Raw genomic sequence first — 22,245 nt, forward strand, 5'->3', positions numbered from 1 at the left:
CAAGTCCGTCTCCCCAGAAAGGATTCGAGCCAGATGACGGTACTCGACTCGATTCTCGACGGGGTCCGCGCGGATGTGGCCGCTCGGGAAGCCCTGGTGGACTTCCCGGCCATCAAGGCCGCAGCCGCCGCAGCGCCCGCCCCGCTCGACGCGCGCGCCGCGCTCCTGGAAGACGGCATCGGCGTCATCGCCGAGGTCAAGCGGGCCAGCCCGTCCAAGGGACCGCTGGCCGACATCCCGGACCCCGCGAGCCTGGCCAAGGCCTACGAGGACGGCGGCGCCCGCATCATCAGCGTGCTCACCGAGGGACGCCGCTTCGGGGGTTCGCTCGACGACCTGGACGCGGTGCGCGCCACCGTGAACATCCCGATCCTGCGCAAGGATTTCGTGGTCGGTCCCTACCAGATCCACGAGGCGCGCGCGCACGGCGCCGACGTCATTCTGCTGATCGTCGCCGCGCTCGAACAGGACGTGCTGTCCGCGCTCATCGACCGCACCGAATCGCTCGGCATGACCGCGCTGGTCGAGGTGCACACCGAGGAGGAGGCCGACCGCGCGCTGTCCGCGGGCGCGTCGGTGATCGGCGTGAACGCCCGCAACCTCAAGACGCTCGAGGTGGACCGCGACGTGTTCGCCCGCATCGCCCCCGGCCTGCCCACCGAGGTCATCCGGATCGCCGAGTCCGGCATTCGCGGCACCGCCGACCTGCTGGCCTATGCCGGCGCGGGCGCGGACGCGGTCCTGGTCGGCGAGGGCCTGGTGACCAGCGGCGACCCGCGCGCCGCGGTGTCCGAGCTGGTGACCGCCGGCACCCACCCGTCCTGCCCCAAGCCGGCTCGGCGGGGCCGGTGATGGCGGTGAACGCGCTACCCCAGGCCAGTGCGGGCGTCGCTCACCCGAGCGCGCACGAACCGGATCTCGGCGGTCACTTCGGCGTCTACGGCGGCAGGCACGTGCCGGAGGCGCTGATGGCGGTGATCGAGGAGGTCACCGCCGAGTACGAGAAGTGCCGCGCCGACCACACCTTCCTCGACGAGCTGGACCGGTTGCAGCGCGACTACACCGGACGCCCGTCGCCGCTGTTCGAGTGCAAGCGGCTCGCCGAGCACGCGGGCGGCGCCCGCATCCTGCTCAAGCGCGAGGACCTGAACCACACCGGCTCGCACAAGATCAACAACGTGCTCGGCCAAGCGCTGCTCGCCAAGCGGATGGGCAAGACCCGCGTCATCGCGGAGACCGGCGCCGGCCAGCACGGCGTCGCCACCGCCACCGCGTGCGCGCTGCTCGGTCTCGACTGCGTGATCTACATGGGCGCGGTCGACACCGCCCGCCAGGCGCTGAACGTGGCCCGCATGCGGCTGCTCGGCGCCGAGGTCATCTCGGTGACCACCGGTTCGCAGACGCTCAAGGACGCCATCAACGAGGCGCTGCGCGACTGGGTCACCAACGCCGAGCAGACCTACTACTGCTTCGGCACCGCGGCGGGCCCGCACCCGTTCCCGCTCATGGTGCGCGACCTCCAGCGCGTCGTCGGCCTCGAGGCGCGCCAGCAGGTGCAGGAGCTGACTGGCAGGCTGCCCGACGCGGTGACCGCCTGCGTCGGCGGCGGCTCCAACGCGATCGGCATCTTCCACGCCTTCCTCGATGATCCGGCCGTCCGGCTGATCGGCTACGAGGCGGCGGGCGACGGCGTCGACACCGGCAGGCACGCCGCGACGTTCACCGGCGGCACGCCGGGCGCGTTCCAGGGCGCCTACTCGTACCTGTTGCAGGACGAGGACGGCCAGACCATCGAATCGCACTCGATCTCCGCGGGCCTGGACTACCCGGGCGTCGGCCCCGAGCACGCCTACCTCAAGGACATCGGCCGCGCCGAGTACCTGCCGATCACCGACACCGAGGCCATGGACGCGCTGCTGCTGCTCAGCCGCGCCGAAGGCATCATCCCGGCGATCGAGTCCGCGCACGCCGTGGCGGGCGCGCTGACGCTGGGCGAGGAACTCGGCCCCGGCGCGATCATCCTGGTCAACCTGTCCGGCCGCGGCGACAAGGACATGGACACCGCGGCCCGCTGGTTCGGGCTGTTCGACGCACCGCAGGAGACCGAGTCGTGAGCCAGCAGTCCCGCCTCGCCAACACCTTCGCCGCGGCGCGCGCGGAGAACAGGGCCGCGCTGATCGGCTACCTGCCCGCGGGCTACCCCGATCTGGCCGGTTCCATCGAGGTGTGCCGCGCGATGGTCGAATCCGGTTGCGACATCATCGAGGTCGGCGTCGCCTACTCCGATCCGGTGATGGACGGCCCGACCATCCAGGCCGCCGCCGAGCAGGCGCTGCGCGGCGGCGTGCGGGTGCGTGACGTGTTCACGGTGGTCGAGGCGATCGCCGAGGCGGGCGGCAAGGCCGTGGTGATGAGCTACTGGAACCCGGTGCTCCAGTACGGCGTCGACCGCTTCGCGCGCGACCTGACCGCTGCCGGCGGTGCGGGCATCATCACCCCGAACCTGATTCCAGAGGAGGCCGACGACTGGTTCGTCGCCTCGGCCGCGCACGATCTGGACCGCATCTTCCTCGTCGCGCCGTCCTCCACCGAAGAGCGCTTGGTGAAGACGCTCGAGGCGTCCCGCGGTTTCATCTACGCGTCCTCGACCATGGGCGTCACCGGCGCGCGCGACGTGGTGTCGGCCGCGGCGCCCGCGCTGTGCGCCCGCATCCGTGCTCATTCCGACATACCGATCGGCGTCGGTCTCGGCGTCCGCAACGGCGTCCAGGCCGCCGAGATCGCGAGTTACTCCGACGGCGTGATCGTGGGTTCGGCGCTGGTCACCGCCGCGGCCGACGGGTTGGACGCGGTGCGCGCGCTGACGAGGGAACTCGCCGAAGGCGTGCGCTCGGCGACCGTCGTCTCGTAGCACCTCCCGGCGTCGGAAGGCGCTGTCGGGCGGAGTCCGTCAAGAGCGCGCGAGTGCCCTCGGCTACGGTGGCCCCGTGACGTTACGAAGCGATGTGCTGGCCTATATCCCCAGCCCCCCGCAAGGCGTGTGGCAACTCGGGCCGATCCCGCTGCGGGCCTACGCCCTGTGCATCATCCTCGGCATCGTCGTCGCCATCTGGTGGGGCGAGCGGCGCTGGCAGGAGCGCGGCGGTCAAGCGGGCACGGTGCTGGATGTCGCCATGTTCGCGGTGCCGTTCGGTCTGATCGGCGGTCGCCTCTACCACGTGGCGACGGACTGGAAGAAGTACTTCGGCGCGGGCGCCAACCCGATCGAGGCGCTCTACATCTGGCAGGGCGGCCTCGGCATCTGGGGCGCGGTGTTCCTCGGCGGCATCGGCGCCTGGATCGGCTGCCGCGTGTACAAAGTCCCGCTGCCCGCCTTCGGCGACGCCATCGCGCCGCCGATCCTGCTCGCCCAGGCGATCGGCCGCCTCGGCAACTACTTCAACCAGGAGCTCTACGGCCGGGAGACCACCGTGCCCTGGGGTCTGGAGATCTACCCGCGGTTCGACTCCAACGGTGATCCCGACCCGATGAACGGCATCTCCAACGGCGTCGTCGAGAAGATCGTGCATCCCACGTTCCTCTACGAGCTGGTCTGGAACCTGGTGGTCGTCGTGCTGCTGGTGCAGATCGACCGGCGCTGGCGGATCGGCCACGGTCGCCTGTTCGCGCTCTACGTGGCGGGTTACAGCTTCGGCCGGTTCTTCGTCGAACTGATGCGCGACGACGAGGCCACCAAGATCGCGGGCATCCGCATCAACTCGTTCACCTCGGCGCTGGTCTTCCTCGCGGCCATCGCCTACTTCGTGTTCGCCACCAAGGGCCGCGAGACCGCCGAGCAATTGCAGCCCGGCGCGATGAAGCGCCCGTGGCCGTGGCAGATCGGCGCACTGCGCGCCGCGGGTGCGTCGACCGCGACCGCGGTGACGCTGGACAAGAGCGAGGTGTCCGCGAAAGACCCGGCGGACGAGGCAGACTCGGCGGACGAGTCGGATCGATCCGAGAAGGCGGCGTCGGAGAAATCCGTCGACGACGATTCCGACAAGGCAGTGACGGTGCCCCCGGAGAAGTCCGCCGCGAGCGCGGGGGAGGAATCCGACACCGCGGAGGCGGAGCCGAAGTCCACGGCGGCGGCGAAAGATTCGCCGGACGCGGACGACGACTCCGCCGAGGAACCTAAGTCCGGCGTAGCGGCCGAGAAGACCACGGCGGACAAGGGCAAGTAGCCGCCGCGCGAAATCGACCGCGCGCGACGGCAACACATCCGCCACCGCGCGCGATAACGATGCGGAGTCCGAAGAATTCCGTTCTTCGGACTCCGCGCCTAGAAGCGCCGGGGCGACAAAACCGGTCGATTGCGGCAAGAATGTCCGGTGATCGTCGCGGGCGTGCCCGTCGAGGCGATCGACGAACCGGGGGCCAGCAATGGGTGCCCACTTGATGAGGAGGACATAAGTGACCGACCCTTACCAGAACAACCAGGGCTTCGGCGGCCCGCAGTACGGCCCGCCGGGTACGGGTCCGGACCTGAACAAGGACGCGTCGGGCCAGCAGCAGTACGGCCAGCCCGCCGACCAGTACGGCCAGCAGCAGTTCGGACAGCAGCCCGGTGGCTACCCGCCCGCGGCGCCGTACGGCCAGCCGCAGCCGCAGGGCTACAACCCGGCCGATCCGGACGCACCGTACGGCCGTGACGCTTTCGGCGTGCCGCTGTCCGACAAGCAGAAGATGATCGCGGGCATTCTGCAGCTGCTGGTCGGCACCCTCGGTATCGGTCGCTTCTACCTGGGCTACACGACCATCGGCATCTTGCAGATCGTGACCTGCGGTGGCTGCGGCATCTGGTCGCTCATCGACGGGATCATGATCCTGACCGGCAAGGTCCCCGACGCCAACGGGCGACCGCTGCGGGACTGACCCACGCTCCGAAGGGCGTCGCCGAACAGGCGGCGCCCTTCGCGTTTTCGCGATGCGATCCTTTCGCGCACGGTGAGCGGAATACTGTGCAGCAGCCCGCAACGGGCGTAATTTTGGCCTGATCTGTGTGTCGTGTGTGGGCATTCTCCGCACCGGAGAGAGGGATTTCGTGCGTCGCAAGCTGTTCTCCGTCGTCATGCTCGCCATCGTCGCCGCCACCGGCCTCACCGCCTGCGGCAGCGGCGACGACCCGAACGTACTGAAAGTCGGCACCGAGGGGACCTACTCGCCGTTCAGCTATCAGGGCGCCGACGGCGCGCTCACCGGCTACGACGTCGAGGTGGTCCGCGCCGTCGCCGAGAAGCTCGGCCGCAAGGTCGAATTCGTGCAGACGCCGTGGGACGCGATCTTCGCAGGCCTGGAATCCAACCGTTTTGCCTTGGTCGCCAACCAGGTCTCGATCACCGAGGAACGCAAGAACAAGTACGAGCTCTCCCAGCCGTACACCACCTCTGAGGGCGTGATCGTCACTCGCGCCGACAACACCGCCATCAGCTCGCTTGCCGATCTCACGGGCAAGACCTCAGCGCAGTCCGCCACCAGCAACTGGGGCGCGGTCGCCACGGGCGCGGGCGCGAAGGTGGAGGCCGTCGAGGGCTGGGTGCAGGCCATCCAGTTGCTGAAGAACGGCCGCGTCGACTGCACGATCAACGACAACCTGGTGTTCAACGAGTACACCAAGACCTCGGGCGACAAGTCGGTCAGGATCGCCGCCCAGACCGGCGAGACCAGCAGGATGGGCTTCGCCGCGCGCAAGGGCGATCCGTTGATCGCCGAGGTGAACCGGGCGCTGGACGAGCTGCGCGCCGAGGGCAGGCTGGGGCAGATCTCGGACAAGTACTTCGGCGTCGACGTCAGCAAATAACCGCTCGTGGACGCCGCGACCAGGGAGCTGATCTGGCACAACCTGTGGCCGATGCTGGAGGCCACCGTCACCAAGACCATCCCGCTCACCGCCATCAGCTTCGTGATCGGGCTGGCGCTCGCGCTGTTCGTCGCGCTGGCGCGGATGTCGCCGAGCCGGCTGCTGTCCGCGCCCGCGCGCTTCTACATCTCGATCATCCGCGGCACGCCGCTGCTGGTGCAGCTGTTCATCGTGTTCTACGCGCTGCCGCAGTTCGACATCGTGATCGATCCGTTCCCCGCGGCGGTGATCGCGTTCAGCCTGAACGTCGGTGGCTACGCGGCCGAGGTGGTGCGCGCCGCGATCCTGTCGGTCGCGCACGGGCAGTGGGAGGCGGCGCAGGCGCTCGGCATGTCGTATCCGATGATGCTGCGGCTGATCATCCTGCCGCAGGCCGCGCGGATCGCGGTGCCGCCGCTGTCGAACACGCTCATCTCGCTCGTCAAGGACACCTCGCTGGCCTCGACCATCCTGGTAACCGAACTGTTGCGCACCGCGCAGCTTGCGGCCGCGCCGACCTTCGACTTCTTCGCCCTCTACGGGGTCGCGGCGCTCTACTACTGGGTGATCTGCCTGATCCTCGGCTTCGGCCAGACACGCCTGGAGACGCGCCTTTCCCGCCACGTCGCCCGGTGAGGACCCGTTCACCAAGTCTTCACCGACACCACGACAGGCCCGTACCACTGAGCAGGACTACGCTCTACTCGTGATGCGACGGACGAAGATTGTGTGCACGCTCGGCCCGGCCACTGCCACCGAGGACCGTATCCGCGAACTCGTCGAGAGCGGTATGGACGTAGCTCGCCTGAATTTCAGCCATGGCGAGCACTCCGACCATGCCGAGAACTACAAGAAGGTGCGCCAGGCCTCGGACCACGTCGGCCGAGCGGTTGGCATTCTGGCCGATCTACAGGGTCCCAAGATCCGGCTCGGCCGGTTCATCGAGGGCCGCACGGTGTGGGCGACCGGGGAGGAAGTGCGCATCACCGTCGATGACATCGACGGCACTCACGACCGGGTCTCGACCACGTACAAGGAGCTGTCCAAGGACGCCAAGCCCGGCGACCGCCTGCTCGTCGACGACGGCAAGGTCGGCCTGACGGTCACCAGCGTCGAGGGCAACGACGTGGTCTGCCGGGTGACCGAGGGCGGACCGGTCTCCAACAACAAGGGCGTCTCGCTGCCCGGCATGGACGTGTCGGTGCCCGCGCTCTCCGAGAAGGACATCGAGGACCTGGAGTTCGCGCTGAAGCTGGGCGTGGACTTCATCGCGCTCTCGTTCGTGCGCTCGCCCTCCGACGTCGAGCTGGTGCACGACGTGATGGACCGGATGGGCCGTCGCGTTCCGGTGATCGGCAAGCTGGAGAAGCCCGAGGCCATCGACAACCTCGAGGCGATCGTGCTGGCCTTCGACGCGATCATGGTCGCGCGGGGCGATCTCGGCGTCGAGCTGCCGCTGGAGCAGGTGCCGCTGGTGCAGAAACGGGCCATCCAGATGGCCAGGGAGAACGCCAAGCCGGTCATCGTCGCGACCCAGATGCTGGAGTCGATGATCGAGAACTCGCGCCCGACCCGCGCCGAGGCCTCCGACGTGGCCAACGCGGTGCTCGACGGCGCGGACGCGGTGATGCTGTCCGGTGAGACCTCCGTCGGCGCGTACCCGATCGAGACGGTCCGGACGATGGCCCGCATCGTGCACGCGGTCGAGGCCGAGTCCTCCACCCGGGTGCCGCCGCTGACCCACGTGCCGCGCACCAAGCGCGGTGTCATCTCCTACGCGGCGCGCGACATCGGCGAGCGGCTCAACGCCAAGGCGCTGGTGGCGTTCACCCAGTCCGGCGACACCGTGCGCAGGCTGGCCCGGCTGCACACGCCGCTGCCGCTGCTCGCCTTCACCCCGCTGCCCGAGGTGCGCAGCCAGCTCGCGCTGACCTGGGGCACCGAGACCTTCATCGTCCCGACGGTGAAGACCACCGACGCGATGATCCACCAGGTGGACCAGTCGCTGCTGTCGATGGACCGTTACAAGAAAGGCGACCTGGTCGTCATCGTGGCGGGCTCCCCGCCCGGTACTGTCGGTTCCACCAACCTGATCCACGTGCACCGTATCGGTGAGGAGGACCATTAGCGTGAGTGCTTCGCTAGGCGGCCCCGTCGGCACCCAAGAGCCGACGAAGCGGTCCGATCTGGATGTGCTGCTCGGTCTGCTCGATCTCGAGCAGATGGACACCGACGTCTTCGTCGGCCACCATCCGGAGAAGGTCTGGAGCCGGACCTTCGGTGGACAGCTGGTCGCGCAGGCGATCATGGCGGCCGGTCGCACCGTGGGCGACCGGCCCGTGCACGCCGTGAACGCGCATTTCGTGCGCGGCGGCGATCCGAAACAGCCGATCGAGTACCGGGTGGACCGGCACCGCGACGGCCGCTCCTTCGCCAACCGCACGGTCACCGCCGTGCAGGACGATCAGGAGCTGTTCGTCATGCTGGCCGCCTTCCAGGACTGGGGCAAGGGCCTCGAGCATGCCCACCCTCATCCCGAGGTGCCGGACCCCGAGCAGCTGCCGCGCATCGAGGAGAGCTTCGAAGGCTTGGAGGACAAGCTGGAGATGTTCGTCAACGCGCCGCATCCGATCGACATGCGCTACACCAACGATCCCGCCTGGATCATGAAGGGCACAGGGGAGCGGCTCAACCACAACCGGGTGTGGATGCGCGCCGACGGCACGCTGCCCGACGATCCGCTGATCCACGTCGCGACGCTGGGCTATTCGTCCGATACGACGGTGCTCGACTCGATCATCACCACGCACGGGCTCTCCTGGGGACTGGACCGGATCATCGCGGCCACGGTGAACCACTCCATCTGGTTCCACCGTCCGTTCCGCTTCGACGACTGGGCCCTGTACGCCACCGAGTCCCCGGTCGCCGCGGGCTCGCGCGGCCTGGCCACCGGTCGGTTCTATTCGCGTAGCGGTGAACTCCTCGCCACCACGGTGCAGGAGGGCGTCATCCGCCACTTCCCGTCGCGCGGCTGAACCCCGTCCGCCGACGAAGCGAGCGCCCACGCCGAAACAGCCTGGGCGCTACAGGATCTCCCGCTCGATCTCGAAATCGAAACTGTCCCTGCGCTGCGTGCTGATCGTGCGCGGCACGTCCGGATCATCTATGCCGCAGGATGTTTCGATCATCAGGCGGCGTTCCAGGGCGGCCAGGCCGGGGGCGGTCAGATCGCGCGGCGCACCGACCAGGCTGAGCGCGATCTCGTAGGTGCGGCGCGCGTCCGGCTCCTGGCCGGGATGGTCTACGCGCCATTGGGTTTCGAGCAGAACGTGGGCCGGGTCCTCCGGCTCGACCGGCAACGTGAAACGCCACGCGAAGACGTCGCGGTCGTGCAGGTGGTCGTCCACCACCGCGCGCACCGTCTCGACGACGCGTTCGAGGGTCTCCGGCGTCACATAAACATGAAGCGAAACATCCGAGATTCTCGGCATGTCTGATTCCTGTCTGTGTCGAACCATCAACGGCGAATGCTGTCCGCGGGGAGTGTAATCCCTCGGTGGGCATGGGCGACATAGCCGGGCGCGGTTTGTCCGCCACGTCCCGGTTGCGCGGCGGTCACCGGATGCGCTGCGCCGCCAGGAATGCCGAGAGCGGCGCGGGTGCGGCGCCCGGTTGCACCACCAGACCGGTGCGTTGGTCGTCGTCGGGACGGGTCTGGGCGTGCGGCGCCAGCGTCAGCATCAGCGGCACCAACGCCTCGGCGATGCGATCGCCGACCTCGCAGTAGGCGGCCTCGGACAGGCCGACCGGGTCGCCGATGTTCTCCCGGCCGACGATGGAGAGATCGTTGCGAGCCAGGTGCAAGTCGGCGACCGTGCGTGCACCGGTGACCTTGGCGATCCGGTGCGCTTCCAGCAGCGTGAAGGTGCGGGAGGCGGCGCCGAAGGCCATGTCGGCGGCTTGGTCCCTGATCTGTTCGGTCATCGCTAGCACGAGGTCGGCGCGGTCGATCAGTTCCGGCTTCAGTTTGCGCGCACGGAAGCCGTCGGGGTCCGCGCCGAGACCGGAAATGGTTTGCGCGGTGAGCGGTTCGATGGGGAAGCCGACAAGCGCACGGGTGCCCGCGCTTTCGGCGGTGAGGCCGGCGAAGTTGTGTTCGACGGCGAGCGCGCGGGTGAGCCGCTCGGCGATCACCGAACGGCACACATTGCCGTTGCAGACGAACAGGACGTGCATGTGGCTACGGTAATTCGGCCGGTCGCGAACCAGAAGTCGGCCGTGCCGGAATCACAGGTGCGCAGACACATATTCATCTGGCTGTCGCGCGCCGTACACAAAGCTCACCCGGGTATTCAGGCGGATTCTCGATGCACGTCACGATCGAGCGCCGGGCTTAACGCAGAACTTACCCAGCTGTTTCGACCTTCAATCATCCACTTGCCGTTGACGATTGTGTGACTACTCACTCGGATTCGTTTCGGTAATAAGTGTTTTCGGTGATCACCGGCGCCACTTCGGCGTTTTCGCCGTACACCCGTCCGCGGGTGGAGAACATCGGGCCGCGGGAGGCGATCACCGGCGCGAACCTGGCCATCCCGGTGGCGGGCGCCATGTCGTCGTACATCGCGTCGATGCCGCCGCGCGCGAAGTACGCCTCGTGCCAGAATCCCGTCCCGCCGGAGTCCTTCAGGAATTTCGCCCACCAGTCCTGGTGCGGCTCCGACCGCGTCCACCGCTCCAGGCTGTCCAGATCGCGCCAGTACTGCCGCGCTCCCCAGTGCGGCGGAAACAACCCCCACACCACGTCCTCGTGCAGCAGCAGTCCCTCTGGCCGGTCCCGATGCGAGCGATAGAGCTTGGGACCCAGCCCGAGCAGCCGCACCATGCCCCGCGGCCTGCGCACCCGCATCCCGAGGTAGATGACCACGAGATCCGGATAGCCGGACAGGTCGACGGTCGTCCTGTTCACCCGCATACAGAAACCTCCGCACCGGCGCGCACGATTGCGCCCACCTACGAAGTACGTTCCAGCCCGACCTTCGGTTCAGCAAGGCAGGCTGCATGTCCTATGGACCCGCCGCGGTCGCGGCGGACAGCATCCCGGCCCGCCGATCCCGACGCGCAGTCCTCGCCAAAGCGTTGGCGGCCAATGACAGATCGTCGGTACGCGATCGTCACGCGGCGAAGTCGTGGTTCCCCTTTCCGATCGGCAGGCAAGCACCAACGCCAATAGCGCACCCTTCTGCCGCACCGCCGAGAATCCGCGCAGGACAACAGGTTTGGATTTTCACTCGAGGTCCGATTCGAACGTGAAGGACGGAAATCCCCAACGCCACCACACTTTCCGAGACCGCTCCGGGATATTCGCCCTGGCCTGCACCCGAACTCGTGACGTGGTGATTCGGTATCCGGTTGTCCGGAAGGGTTTGCGGTACTTGTGACACTCCGGTGACACCGAGCCGTGCGGCGAACGCAGCGCCTAGCCGTATGAGCAGCCGGGTATTCGAGAGCACGCACCTCGACGTACGCGGCGGCACGTGTAATTCTCGGAGGATGAGGGATTTCGGGGTGGGATTACTGGTGAGCGCTGTCCCACTGCTGCTCGTGCTGGCGGGTCTCGGCTTCCAGTTCGGTGGCCCGCTCGCGGTGCTGACCGGCAAGCGCATGGTCCGGCTGGTCGGGCGCGAGACGATCCTCACCGGCTATCAACTTTGGTTGCTCGCACTCGCCGCCGTGCCAGTGGTGACCTGGATCATCGGGATCGTCACAGCTGCGACAACGATATGGCAGGGTGCGATCGCGTTCGGGGTAGGTATGTCGATACCCCTCGCACTCGCAGCGGCGCTTTCACCGTGGCTGCTGTTGGCTTGGATTTTCCTGGGGGCCGGAGAGCTAGTGACGAACTCCTGACAGCACAGCGGGACCACAGCCGGTGAACCGGGCGGCTGGCGGCGAATCCGCCCATCCAGCCGAGACCCGCCTACGAACGCCGATCTCACCCCTTCGAGCGCAACCCACCGACCACCGACTCCGGCGCACTGAACGTAACCACTGAAAGGGGGGTCCGGGGGGCTCAGCCCCGCCGGGCGGGGTCTGGGGGTTGCACCCCCAGATGAACACGAACACCAATGCCCCAGCGCAGCCGCGAAGCGCGCAAGCAGGGCTCACCCAGCATTGGTGCCGAGTGTGGGACTCGAACCCACACGTCCTTTCGGACAACGGTTTTTGAGACCGTCGCGTCTGCCAGTTCCGCCAACCCGGCGCACCGGGTGTGAACTATAGCGGGTCGGTGTGGCTTTCCGCGAACGGGTTGCCATGTACGCCACAGTTTCGTCTTTACGCAGGGTATATGCGTTGTCGGCTGAACTGAAAGGTACTCTTTACATCACTCGACAGCATGCAGGTGGGGCGAGGCCAGGGTTCGTGTGGGCCTCGGCCTGTTCGTGCGTGTCGGGACAGGCATCGGAACCAGAGGGGTCTTACCTATGAGTGAGCGCAGCGAGCGAATCCTGTGCCAGCGCGATGTGCGCATGCCGGAACCGAGCACCAGCGAGGTGGAGGCATGAGCGGCACTGCGGCCGGGGGCGCCACGAAGAAGGACGCGGGGGCGAAGCGGGTCGTCGTTGCCGAGGACGAGGCGCTCATCCGGATGGATCTGGTCGAGATGCTGACCGAAGAGGGCTACCAGGTGGTCGGCGAGGCGGGGGACGGGCAGCAGGCGGTGGATCTCGCGGTGGAGCACCGGCCGGATCTGGTGATCATGGATGTGAAGATGCCGCGCCGTGACGGCATCGACGCGGCCGCCGAGATCGCGTCGAAACGTGTTGCGCCGGTGGTGATTCTGACCGCGTTCAGCCAGCGTGACCTGGTGGAGCGGGCGCGCGACGCGGGCGCGATGGCGTATCTGGTGAAGCCGTTCACGAAGTCGGATCTGGTGCCTGCGATCGAGCTGGCGGCGAGCCGTTTCCACGAGATCACCGCGCTGGAGAGCGAGGTCGCGAATCTGGCCGATCGGTTGGAGACGCGCAAGCTGGTGGAGCGGGCCAAGGGCGTGCTGATGCAGACCCAGGGTTTGTCCGAGCCGCAGGCTTTCAAGTGGATTCAGCGGACCGCGATGGATCGCCGGACTACGATGAAGGCCGTTGCCGAGGTGGTGCTGGAGAACCTGGCGCCGAAGTGATGCGCCGCACCCTCGGGCCGGTGTCGGCTGGAAAGATTTACGCACCGGAAACACGATCGCCAAAAAGAATTCGACACGAAGTCATCTGCATGATGCGAATGTGATGCGGATCTAACGTGCCAACGCTATGTTCTGACCGGGCTGACGTGGTCGGCCTCCTCGGATTGCCGGGGGAGCACAGGACGTAGAGGTGAGACGTGCTTAGTTCGACATGGCGCAGTCGTTCGACGCGCAGCGTATTGGTGATCGGCGCTGCCGCCGCGCTCGCATTGACCGGGTGTAGCGACAAATCCACCGACAGCGGCTCGGGCGCGACCGGTACCGGTTCGGGGGGCCTGTCCATTCAGCCGGTCATGCAGGTGGACACCGCCGGTAAGGAAGTGCCGAAGACGGATCCCGCGAAGGCGGCCGATCCGGCGGGTGACGGCAAGGCCACCTGTGCTCCCGGTACCTCCATCGCCATGGCGGGTGCGCTCACCGGCCCGGATGCGGCGCTGGGCATCAACATCGTGAACGGTGTGAAGCTGGCGCTGGATCAGCACAACAAGGCGAATCCGGGCTGCAAGATCGAGCTGAAGCAGTTCGACACCGAGGGCGATCCGCAGAAGGCGACCCAGGTGATCCCGCAGATCGTCAACGATCGGTCGATCATCGGCCTGGTCGGCCCGGCGTTCTCCGGTGAGACCAAGGCGACCGGCCAGATTCTGAGCGACGCGGGCCTGGTGTCGGTGACCTCGTCGGCGACCAACGCGACGCTGACCCAGAACGGTTGGACCACCTTCTTCCGCGGCCTGGCCAACGACGACGTGCAGGGTCCTTCGGTGGCGAAGTACCTGGTGAACACCGCGAGCTACAAGAAGGTGTGCGTGGTGCAGGACAACACCGACTACGGTGTCGGCCTGGCCAAGAGCGTCACCGAGGGCCTCGGCGCCGCCGCCGATCCGGCGTGCTCGGCCAGCATCAAGAAGGGTGACAAGGACTTCTCGGCCACCGTCACCAAGATCGCGGCGGCGGCGCCGGACGCGGTCTTCTACTCGGGCTACTACGCCGAGGGCGCGCCGCTGGCGCAGCAGCTGAAGTCCGGTGGCGTGAAGGCCGTGTTCGTCGGCCCGGACGGCGTCAACGACCCGCAGTTCATCTCGCAGGCGGGCAGTGCCGCCAAGGGTGCGAGCCTCACCTGCCCGTGTGGTCCGGCTCCGGAGAAGTTCGCCAAGGATTACGAGGCGCTCAACGGACAGGCGCCCGGCGTGTACTCGGTGGAGGCCTACGACCTGACCGCGATCCTGGCCAAGGGCATCGATGGCGGCAAGGTCACCCGCCCCGATCTGCTCGAGTTCGTGCGCTCCTACGACGGCCCCGGCCTGGCCCGTAACTACAAGTGGAGCCAGAACGGCGAGTTGGCCAACGCCCAGATCTGGATCTACGAAGTCAAGTAAGACCGCGAACCCAGCACGTACGGGGGTGCCCGTAACGCCCCCGTACGTGCTGTGTCATGAGGGGCACGGGTGAGGGCACTATTCGAATGACAGCATCAGCACTGGCCGGCGTGGCATACCTCGCCGACGGCTCGATCGACTTCAACTATCAGGGAGTGATCGATCAATTCTGGCGACTGACCGTCGACGGAGTTACCTACGGATCCATCTACGCCTTGGTCGCGGTGGGCTATACCCTGGTCTACGGCGTACTTCGGCTCATCAATTTCGCCCATTCGGAAATATTCATGTTGGGCATGTTCGGTCAGTTGATCGGACTGATGCTGTTCGGTTTCGCCGCCAGCCCCGATGTCTACAACCAGGGCGTGCTACTGACGGTCGTCTACATCGGTTTGGCGATGATCGTCGGCATGCTGGTGTCCGGCGGCGCGGCGGTCGGACTGGAGCGGGTCGCCTATCGCCCGCTGCGCAAACGCGGGGCCAAACCGCTGTCGTTCCTGATCACCGCGATCGGCATGTCGTTCGTGATCCAGGAGTTCGTGCACTTCATCCTGCCGAAGATCAATCCCGATCTGGGCGGCACCAACGCCCAGCAGCCGGTGCAGCTCGTCGAGCCGACGGTGCAGTTGAGCTTCGGCGGCGCCGACGTCACCAATATCGCGATCCTGATCGTGGTGTCCGCCGTGGTGCTCGCGATCGCCACCGAAATGCTCATCAACAGAACGAAATTCGGCCGCGGCATCCGCGCCGTGGCGCAGGACCCGGACACCGCGACGCTGATGGGCGTCTCCCGTGAACGCGTCATCATGCTGACCTTCCTCATCGGCGGCGTCCTCGCGGGTGCGGCAGCGACGCTGTACGCGATCAAGATCCCACCGGCGATCATCTACTCGGGCGGCTTCATCCTCGGCATCAAGGCGTTCAGCGCCGCGGTGCTCGGCGGCATCGGCAATCTGCGCGGCGCGCTGCTCGGCGGTCTGCTGCTCGGGGTCGTGGAGCAGTACGGGCAGATCCTGTTCGGCATCGAATGGCGCGACGTGGTCGCGTTCGTCGTGCTGGTGGTGGTGCTGATGGTCCGGCCGACCGGCATCCTCGGTGAGAGCCTCGGGAGGGCCCGCGCATGACCGACCTGACCAAGACGGCGCCGAGGCAGGGCGTCGGCGACGCGCTCCGCACCTGGTGGGAGGGGCTGTCGCGGCCCGCGCAATGGGCCGTCGGCGTCCCCGCGATCTTCGCCCTCGCGCTGCTTCCGCTCTTCCCGCCGCCGATTCTGGACACCCCCGCCTACAACTTCGGCCTCGTCATGGCCGAGTTCGCGATGTTCGCGCTGATCGCCATCGGCCTGAACGTCGTTGTCGGACAGGCGGGTCTGCTCGACCTCGGCTACGTCGGCTTCTACGCCATCGGCGCCTACACGGTGGGCCTGCTGACCAGTCCGAACAGTCCGTGGAACCAGACCGACGGCGGCTGGCTCGATCCGGAGTGGGCGTGGCTCGCCTGTCTGCCGATCGCGGTCGCGGTGACCGCGCTCTCGGGTCTCATCCTCGGCTCGCCGACGCTGCGGCTGCGCGGGGACTACCTGGCGATCGTCACGCTCGGCTTCGGTGAGATCGTCCGACTGCTCGCCGACAACCTGCACGAGCTGACCAACGGCAGCCTCGGGCTGTCGGGGGTGGCGTACCCGCACGTGGGCGAGTCGGCGGAGAAGCCCAACGGCGTGTTCTCCGCGGGCAACACCGGCGATCCGGACAGCGCCAACCTGCTCGACCGGGCCAGCTACGGTACCTACTGGTTCTGGCTCGGCATGGTGCTCGTCATCATCGTGCTGCTGATCGTCGGCAACCTGGAGCGCAGCCGGGTCGGCCGCGCCTGGGTGGCCATCCGCGAGGACGAGGACGCCGCCGAGATCATGGGCGTGCCGACGTTCAAGTTCAAGCTGTGGGCGTTCCTGATCGGCGCCGCGGTCGGCGGGCTGTCCGGCGCGATGTACGCGGGCCAGGTGCAGTTCATCAACCCGACCGGGTTCAACATCATCAACTCGATGCTGTTCCTCTGCGCCGTGGTGATCGGTGGCCAGGGCAACAAGCTCGGAGTGATCTTCGGCGCGTTCATCATCGCCTACCTGCCCAAGCGGTTGACCTCGGTGCAACTGGTGGACGACGAGTCGACCGGCTACGTGCTGCTGATCGCCGATGTGGCGCTGTTCGTCGGCCTGCTGGTGCTGTGGCGGTACAAGGGTCGCGAGTTCGGTGCCTGGCCGCGCCGCGGATTGATCACCGGCATGGTGTTCACCGGCGTCATGGCGGCGCTGCTGCTGGGCAGTGTGCTGCTGTTCCGCAAGGGCGGCGCCCAGTCGCTCGGCGACCTCAAGTATCTGTATTTCGGAATCGCGTTGGTGGTGATGATGATTCTGCGGCCGCAGGGTCTGTTCCCGGTCCGGCAGAAGCTGCTCACCTACGGTAGACAGGTGTACCAGGCCGTGCGCAGACCCACGGTGGGCGAGCCGATCGGAGCGGCGAAATGACCGGGCCCGGCGCGGGCGACGCGCTGTTCGACAACGAGGACATGGCGGCGGGCTACGCCGCGCCACCGCAGGAAGCGAAGAGCGCGGGCGAGGTCGACGTCACCGCGGTGATTCCGGAACTCGGCGACAAGGAGACCGTCGCCGAGGTGGTCGCGCCGCACCGCACGATCGAGACCGAGGTCGGCGCGCCGCTGTTGAAGACCGAGGAACTGACCGTCAAGTTCGGCGGACTCACCGCGCTGGACAAGGTGAGTTTCGAGATCCGCCGCGGCGAGATCCTCGGGCTCATCGGTCCCAACGGCGCGGGCAAGACCACCTGTTTCAACGCGATCACCGGCGTGTACAAGCCCGCCTCCGGTCTGGTGTATTTCGACGGCCAGCCGCTCACCAAGACCAAGCGCAACGCCATCACCCGGCTCGGCATCGCCCGGACCTTCCAGAACGTGCGGCTCTTCGGCGAGATGACCGCGTTGGAGAACGTGGTGGTCGGCACCGACGCCAGGCACAAGACCTCGGTGCCCGGCGCGGTGTTCCGCAGCCCGCGGCACCGCCGCGAGGAGCGCGACGCCATCGAGCGCGGAATGGCGCTGCTCGAGTTCGTCGGTATCGCGCCGCGCGCGGTGGAGAAGGCGCGCAACCTGTCCTACGGCGATCAGCGTCGGCTGGAGATCGCCCGCGCGTTGGCCACCGAACCGAAACTGCTGTGCCTGGACGAGCCCGCCGCGGGCTTCAACCCCAGCGAGAAGTCGGCGCTGATGGATCTGATCCGCAAGATCCGCGACGACGGGTTCACCGTGCTGTTGATCGAGCACGACATGCGACTGGTCATGGGCGTGACCGACCGGATCGTGGTGCTGGAGTTCGGCCGCAAGATCGCCGACGGGCTGCCCGGCGAGATCCGTGATGATCCCGGGGTCATCGCGGCATACCTCGGCGTGCCCGATGCGGAGGCGGAATCGAAGCCTGCGTCCTCGGCGGACGAGGGCGCCTCCGGCCCTGGCGCACCCGGTTCGGAGGGCGAAGGCGAATGGGGCTCCGGCGCAACGGAGTCGGCGGACGAACCGACCAGGAAGCTGCCGATCACGCCGCCGGGCGGGCCGTCGGTGAGCGTACGGAAGGAGCCGGGGGCGGAGGGAGAGCAGACTCCACCCGAGCGCGATTTCAGCGACGCGCCCGCGTTGCTCGAGGTCGACGACATGGTCGTCAACTACGGCAGAATCCAAGCGCTGCACGGCGTGTCGCTGCGAGTCGCGGAGGGCGAGCTGGTCACCCTGCTCGGCGCGAACGGCGCGGGCAAGACCACCACCATGCGCGCGCTGTCGGGACTGCTGCCCCTGACGCGTGGGCGGATCAGGTTCGAGGGCCGCGACATCACCACGATGAAGGCGCACGAACGGGTGGTCGGCGGGTTGATCCAGGCGCCGGAAGGCCGAGGCGTTTTCCCCGGCATGACGGTGCAGGAAAACCTCGACATGGGCTGCTACGGGCGCACTTTCGCGCAGAAGGCCGAATACCAGCAGACCCTGGACTGGGTGTTCGACCTGTTTCCCCGGCTGCTGGAGCGGCGCAAACAGGTCGGCGGCACGCTCTCCGGCGGCGAGCAGCAGATGCTGGCCATCGGCCGCTCGCTGATGGCGCGACCGCGCCTGCTGCTGCTGGACGAACCGTCCATGGGCTTGGCGCCCATGGTGATTCAGCAGATCTTCCGCATCATCGGGGAGATCAACCGGCAGGGCACCACGGTGCTGCTCGTCGAGCAGAACGCCCAGCAGGCGCTGGCCCGCAGCGACCGCGCCTACATCCTGGAGACCGGCGGCGTCACCAAGACCGGAAGCGGCAGCCAGCTGCTCACCGACCCCGCGGTGAAGTCGGCTTACCTCGGAGTCGGATAAAGGCGCACCGCCTGCGACGGCACCCGCGGTTTCCCCGAGGGTGCCGTCCCGCACTCCAGCCGGTCGGATCTGGTCGGCTCGCTGGCCGTGGCCAATTGGCGCGGCTCGTCCGCACTACGGACTCCGGCGGACTTCATCCAGCTGGCCCGCACATCCACGCACTCCCAACCACCCCGAGGGCGAGTCTTACGAGCCCGTTCGCGGCCGTCTCGCTTCCGAGCGATCGAAGCGCATGCGACGAAGTCGCGAGTCTCGATCGTTGGCAAGCGATACGAAGGCGACTGCAAAGCGCTGCGCGCACTGGCTGCCATATCTGGGGACAAACGGGCCGACCCCGCATTTCCAGCCACTCCGAGGGCGAGTCTTACGAGCCCGTTCGCGGCCGTCTCGCTTCCGAGCGATCGAAGCGCATGCGACGAAGTCGCGAGTCTCGATCGCTCGGAAGCGAGACATAAGGGCCGCGAACACCCGCGCGCGCCAGCGCGCCAAAGATACAGTGCGTTCATGGACGAGGAGCTGCTCGGGCTGGCCGACCGGTATTGGGACGAGACGTTGGCGGCGGCGCCCACCCTGGCGACGCTGCTGGGTGACCACCGTTTCGACGATCGCATCGAGGATCTCTCGCTCGACGCCGAACAGCGTCGGCTCGATTCCTTGCGCGATCTGCTCGGCCGGGTCGACGCGCTCGACCCGGCCCAGCTCTCGCCCACCAACCGGGTGACCCGCAGTCTGTTGCGCGCGGAATTGGCCACGGCGGTGGATCATCTGGGCTGGCGGCCGTTGGAGATGGCCTCCGATCAGATGGACGGCGTGCACGCGGCGTTGCTCACCACGGCGCCGCAGATCAACGCGCCGCAACCCGAGCACGCGCGGGCGCTGCTGCGGCGGCACGAACAGCTCGGCGACATGCTGAGCCAGGCGGTGGACCGTTTCCGCGACGGTCTGGCCGCGGGCCGCGCGCCCGCCAGGATCACCATCGAGCGCTCGCTCAACCAGCTGGACGGCTACCTGGCCTCCGATCCGGCGCGCGATCCGTTCGTCACCTTCGCCGGACCGCAGGACTGGGACGGCGAGGCCCAGTGGCGCGCCGACCTGGCGCAGGTCGCCGGTGACGTGATCCGGCCCGCGTTCCGGCGGTACCGCGACGCGCTGGCCGACGAGCTGTTGCCCGCCGCCAGGCCCGACGAGCGCAGCGGTCTGTGCTGGCTCGGCGACGACGGCGCCGAGATCTACCGCAGCCTGCTGCACCACCACACCACGCTGCCCGATCTGGGCGCGGAGGAGATCCACGAACTGGGTCTTTCCGAATTGGCTTTGTTGCGTGAGGAATACGCGCGGGTCGGCGCGCGGCTGTGGGGCACGTCGGATCTCGCGGAGATCTTCGGCAAGCTGCGCGACGATCCCGAGCTGTGTTACCGCGACGGCGAGCAGATCATGATCGACGCCAAACGCTGCCTCGACGCCGCGACCGCCGAGATGGGGAACTGGTTCGGCAGGCTGCCCCGCCAGTCCTGCGACATCGTGCCGGTGCCGGACTTCCTGGCCGCCGACGCCCCGACGGCGTACTACTTCCCGCCCGCCGCGGACGGTTCCCGGCCGGGAACGTATTTCGTCAACCAGCACGAGCCGCAGGGGCGTGGACGCTTCGAGACCGCCGCGGTGGCCTACCACGAGGCGATCCCGGGACACCACTTGCAGCTCACCATCGCCAACGAGCTCGAACACCTGCCGCGCTTCCAGCGGCAGTCCTTCGCCAACACCGCGTTCGTGGAGGGCTGGGCGCTCTACACCGAGCGGCTCGCCGACGAGATGGGTTTGTACGCCGACGATCTCGACCGGCTCGGCATGCTGGCGGGCGATTCGTGGCGCTCCTGCCGCCTGGTGGTGGACACCGGCATCCACGCGAAGGGCTGGAGCAGGCAGCGGGCCATCGACTTCATGGTGGCCAACGCACCGGTGGGGTTGACCGAGATCACCGTCGAGATCGATCGCTACATCGCGATTCCCGGCCAGGCGGTGTCCTACAAGGTGGGCCAGCTGGAGATCCGGAAGCAGCGGGCGCTGGCCGCCGAACGGCTGGGGGAGCGCTTCGACATCAAGGCGTTTCACGATGTGGTGCTCGGCTCGGGCTCGGTGAGCCTGCCGGTGCTCAGGGAGCTGGCCGGCACGCTGTGAGCGCTCGGCTCGGAACACTCGAGTTGCGGGTGGCCGTCGCGTCCGGTTCCATGAAGGTGCGTTGACGAAGCACGGTCAGGGGGGACGATGAACCGGCTCTTGGCAACTCGAATCCGAAGACGGATCCTGATCGCGCTGCTCTGCGGTGCGGTCGTCCTCGGCGCGGCGGCGAGTATCGCCGCGGTGAGCGGTTCGCCCGCGGACGCGGGCGAGCTGCGGACCGGGAAATCATCGGTCTCGACCGGCCCCGGTTTCGCCGGATCGGTCGGCGAGGAGACGAATCCGGCGCGCGACGCCGCGCCGCCGATCGCGCCCGCACCGCTGGCCGGGCTGCCGCTGGCGGGCTCGCACGTCTCGGTGAGCCGCCCGGTATACGCGCTGACGGACCATCCGCTGTTCGCCCAGCACGTCGGGCTCGGACGGGTCGACTGCGAACTGCCCGAATGGCGCGACGAGCCCGAGGCGGCGCGGGTGTTCTATCGCGCCGCGGTCCGCTGTCTCGACGCGGCGTGGGAGCCGACGCTGCGCGGCGCCGGACTGCCGTTCCGCCCGGCCCGGCTGGACGCGCCCGCGACCGTCGACGCGGTGCGCAGCCCCTGCCCGCAGGACGGGCGGCCCGCGTCGTACTGCGATACCGACGAGACGATCGTCATCCCGTACGACGCCGCGGGAGCCGCTACCGCGCGTTCGCGCCGCGGCGCGCAGCTGGCGCTGCTCGCCCACGAGTACGGCCACCACATCCAGCAGGTGGTCGGCGTCCTGCGCGCCTACACCGACCGGCGTACCGAAGCGGGCTGGCAGACCGCGGCGGGCCTGGAACTGAGCAGGCGGCTCGAGCTGCAAGCCGGGTGCTTCGCGGGCATGTTCTTCGGCATCAGCCACGGCCGCGGCGACATCGATCAGCAGACCTGGGACGAGGCAGCCGACCGGGCGCGCGCCGCGGGCGATCGCCCCGGCGCAACCCGGGTGCGCGGCGCGGGCCACAACGTGTGGGGCTGGTGGAAGTGGGGCTCCGACAAAGGCGACACCTGGGAGTGCAACACCTGGTACGCCGAGTAGAAGAACGTCGAATAGGTCCGCGCCGCTGCGGCCTCGTCATGCCTCCCCGCGCCGGTGCGGCGCGTGTCCCGGTGTCGGCGTATCGGCTTGTCGGTGCCGGT

General features: G+C 67.9%; 20 protein-coding genes, 1 tRNA gene and 1 pseudogene. 18 read left to right on the forward strand and 4 right to left on the reverse strand.

Features of this window, described 5'->3' with window-relative positions; all coding sequences use genetic code 11:
* The first annotated feature begins 33 nt into the window (after positions 1-33).
* From trpC to ACRWNM_RS25830, 9 genes are all read left to right on the forward strand, one after another.
* Positions 34-852 carry an indole-3-glycerol phosphate synthase TrpC gene (gene trpC / locus ACRWNM_RS25790; protein WP_431970678.1) on the forward strand — a complete coding sequence of 273 codons (819 nt, stop codon included), beginning with the start codon at positions 34-36 and terminating at the stop codon, positions 850-852.
* On the forward strand, positions 852-2,114 hold the full coding sequence (trpB, locus tag ACRWNM_RS25795) for a tryptophan synthase subunit beta (RefSeq protein WP_431970679.1): 1,263 nt from the start codon (positions 852-854) through the stop codon (positions 2,112-2,114). Before trpC ends, trpB begins: the two co-directional genes overlap by 1 nt.
* Positions 2,111-2,911, forward strand: a complete 801-nt coding sequence (gene trpA, locus ACRWNM_RS25800) for a tryptophan synthase subunit alpha (protein WP_431970680.1) — start codon at positions 2,111-2,113, stop codon at positions 2,909-2,911. Before trpB ends, trpA begins: the two co-directional genes overlap by 4 nt.
* A 94-nt stretch (positions 2,912-3,005) precedes the next feature.
* A complete protein-coding gene (gene lgt / locus ACRWNM_RS25805) occupies positions 3,006-4,223 on the forward strand; it encodes a prolipoprotein diacylglyceryl transferase (RefSeq protein ID WP_431970821.1) in 1,218 nt (405 codons plus the stop codon).
* A 229-nt stretch (positions 4,224-4,452) separates the two neighbouring features.
* Positions 4,453-4,914, forward strand: coding sequence for a TM2 domain-containing protein (locus tag ACRWNM_RS25810; RefSeq protein ID WP_357459972.1), 462 nt, complete (start codon positions 4,453-4,455; stop codon positions 4,912-4,914).
* A gap of 169 nt (positions 4,915-5,083) precedes the next feature.
* Complete coding sequence (locus ACRWNM_RS25815; protein ID WP_431970681.1) at positions 5,084-5,839, forward strand: amino acid ABC transporter substrate-binding protein; 756 nt, start codon at positions 5,084-5,086, stop codon at positions 5,837-5,839.
* 6 nt (positions 5,840-5,845) lie between these two features.
* Positions 5,846-6,514 (forward strand): amino acid ABC transporter permease, encoded by a 669-nt coding sequence (locus ACRWNM_RS25820; RefSeq protein ID WP_431970682.1) that lies wholly within the window; start codon positions 5,846-5,848, stop codon positions 6,512-6,514.
* A gap of 70 nt (positions 6,515-6,584) precedes the next feature.
* Positions 6,585-8,006, forward strand: coding sequence for a pyruvate kinase (pyk, locus tag ACRWNM_RS25825; RefSeq protein ID WP_431970683.1), 1,422 nt, complete (start codon positions 6,585-6,587; stop codon positions 8,004-8,006).
* A gap of 94 nt (positions 8,007-8,100) precedes the next feature.
* Complete coding sequence (locus tag ACRWNM_RS25830; RefSeq protein ID WP_431970822.1) at positions 8,101-8,913, forward strand: acyl-CoA thioesterase; 813 nt, start codon at positions 8,101-8,103, stop codon at positions 8,911-8,913.
* 48 nt (positions 8,914-8,961) lie between these two features.
* On the opposite strand, the gene ACRWNM_RS25835 is transcribed toward ACRWNM_RS25830, so the two are convergent.
* The 3 genes from ACRWNM_RS25835 to ACRWNM_RS25845 form a co-directional block, all read right to left on the reverse strand.
* The gene (locus tag ACRWNM_RS25835) at positions 8,962-9,369 is read right to left on the reverse strand and encodes a hypothetical protein (protein WP_431970684.1); all 408 of its coding nucleotides are present in this window, start codon (positions 9,367-9,369) and stop codon (positions 8,962-8,964) included.
* 124 nt (positions 9,370-9,493) lie between these two features.
* Positions 9,494-10,114 carry a low molecular weight phosphatase family protein gene (locus ACRWNM_RS25840; RefSeq protein ID WP_431970685.1) on the reverse strand — a complete coding sequence of 207 codons (621 nt, stop codon included), beginning with the start codon at positions 10,112-10,114 and terminating at the stop codon, positions 9,494-9,496.
* 226 nt (positions 10,115-10,340) lie between these two features.
* A complete protein-coding gene (locus ACRWNM_RS25845) occupies positions 10,341-10,853 on the reverse strand; it encodes a monooxygenase family protein (protein ID WP_431970686.1) in 513 nt (170 codons plus the stop codon).
* Positions 10,854-11,431: 578 nt separating this feature from the next.
* Here ACRWNM_RS25845 and ACRWNM_RS25850 point away from each other — a divergent pair.
* Positions 11,432-11,788, forward strand: a complete 357-nt coding sequence (locus ACRWNM_RS25850) for a hypothetical protein (protein ID WP_431970687.1) — start codon at positions 11,432-11,434, stop codon at positions 11,786-11,788.
* Between the two features lie 265 nt (positions 11,789-12,053).
* On the opposite strand, the gene ACRWNM_RS25855 is transcribed toward ACRWNM_RS25850, so the two are convergent.
* A tRNA-Leu gene (locus ACRWNM_RS25855) sits at positions 12,054-12,140 on the reverse strand.
* 300 nt (positions 12,141-12,440) lie between these two features.
* Here ACRWNM_RS25855 and ACRWNM_RS25860 point away from each other — a divergent pair.
* From ACRWNM_RS25860 to ACRWNM_RS25895, 8 genes and pseudogenes are all read left to right on the forward strand, one after another.
* Positions 12,441-13,058: an ANTAR domain-containing response regulator gene (locus ACRWNM_RS25860; RefSeq protein ID WP_431970688.1), complete on the forward strand. Its 618-nt coding sequence runs from the start codon at positions 12,441-12,443 to the stop codon at positions 13,056-13,058.
* A 359-nt stretch (positions 13,059-13,417) separates the two neighbouring features.
* Complete coding sequence (locus tag ACRWNM_RS25865; protein ID WP_431970823.1) at positions 13,418-14,494, forward strand: branched-chain amino acid ABC transporter substrate-binding protein; 1,077 nt, start codon at positions 13,418-13,420, stop codon at positions 14,492-14,494.
* Between the two features lie 86 nt (positions 14,495-14,580).
* On the forward strand, positions 14,581-15,618 hold the full coding sequence (locus ACRWNM_RS25870) for a branched-chain amino acid ABC transporter permease (RefSeq protein ID WP_431970689.1): 1,038 nt from the start codon (positions 14,581-14,583) through the stop codon (positions 15,616-15,618).
* Positions 15,615-17,018, forward strand: coding sequence for a branched-chain amino acid ABC transporter permease (locus ACRWNM_RS25875; protein WP_431970690.1), 1,404 nt, complete (start codon positions 15,615-15,617; stop codon positions 17,016-17,018). The genes ACRWNM_RS25870 and ACRWNM_RS25875 overlap by 4 nt, the downstream gene beginning before the upstream one ends.
* Positions 17,015-18,040 (forward strand): annotated as a pseudogene (locus ACRWNM_RS25880) (ABC transporter ATP-binding protein); the annotation flags it as partial. The gene ACRWNM_RS25875 and the pseudogene ACRWNM_RS25880, both read left to right, overlap by 4 nt.
* A gap of 174 nt (positions 18,041-18,214) precedes the next feature.
* Positions 18,215-18,910: an ABC transporter ATP-binding protein gene (locus ACRWNM_RS25885; protein ID WP_431970824.1), complete on the forward strand. Its 696-nt coding sequence runs from the start codon at positions 18,215-18,217 to the stop codon at positions 18,908-18,910.
* Between the two features lie 504 nt (positions 18,911-19,414).
* Positions 19,415-21,085: a DUF885 domain-containing protein gene (locus ACRWNM_RS25890; protein ID WP_431970691.1), complete on the forward strand. Its 1,671-nt coding sequence runs from the start codon at positions 19,415-19,417 to the stop codon at positions 21,083-21,085.
* 99 nt (positions 21,086-21,184) lie between these two features.
* Positions 21,185-22,144, forward strand: a complete 960-nt coding sequence (locus tag ACRWNM_RS25895) for a neutral zinc metallopeptidase (RefSeq protein ID WP_431970692.1) — start codon at positions 21,185-21,187, stop codon at positions 22,142-22,144.
* Positions 22,145-22,245: the final 101 nt, after the last annotated feature.

The sequence above is a fragment of the Nocardia sp. bgisy134 genome (genome assembly GCF_965341865.1).
In the GTDB taxonomy this organism is placed as follows: Bacteria; Actinomycetota; Actinomycetes; order Mycobacteriales; family Mycobacteriaceae; genus Nocardia.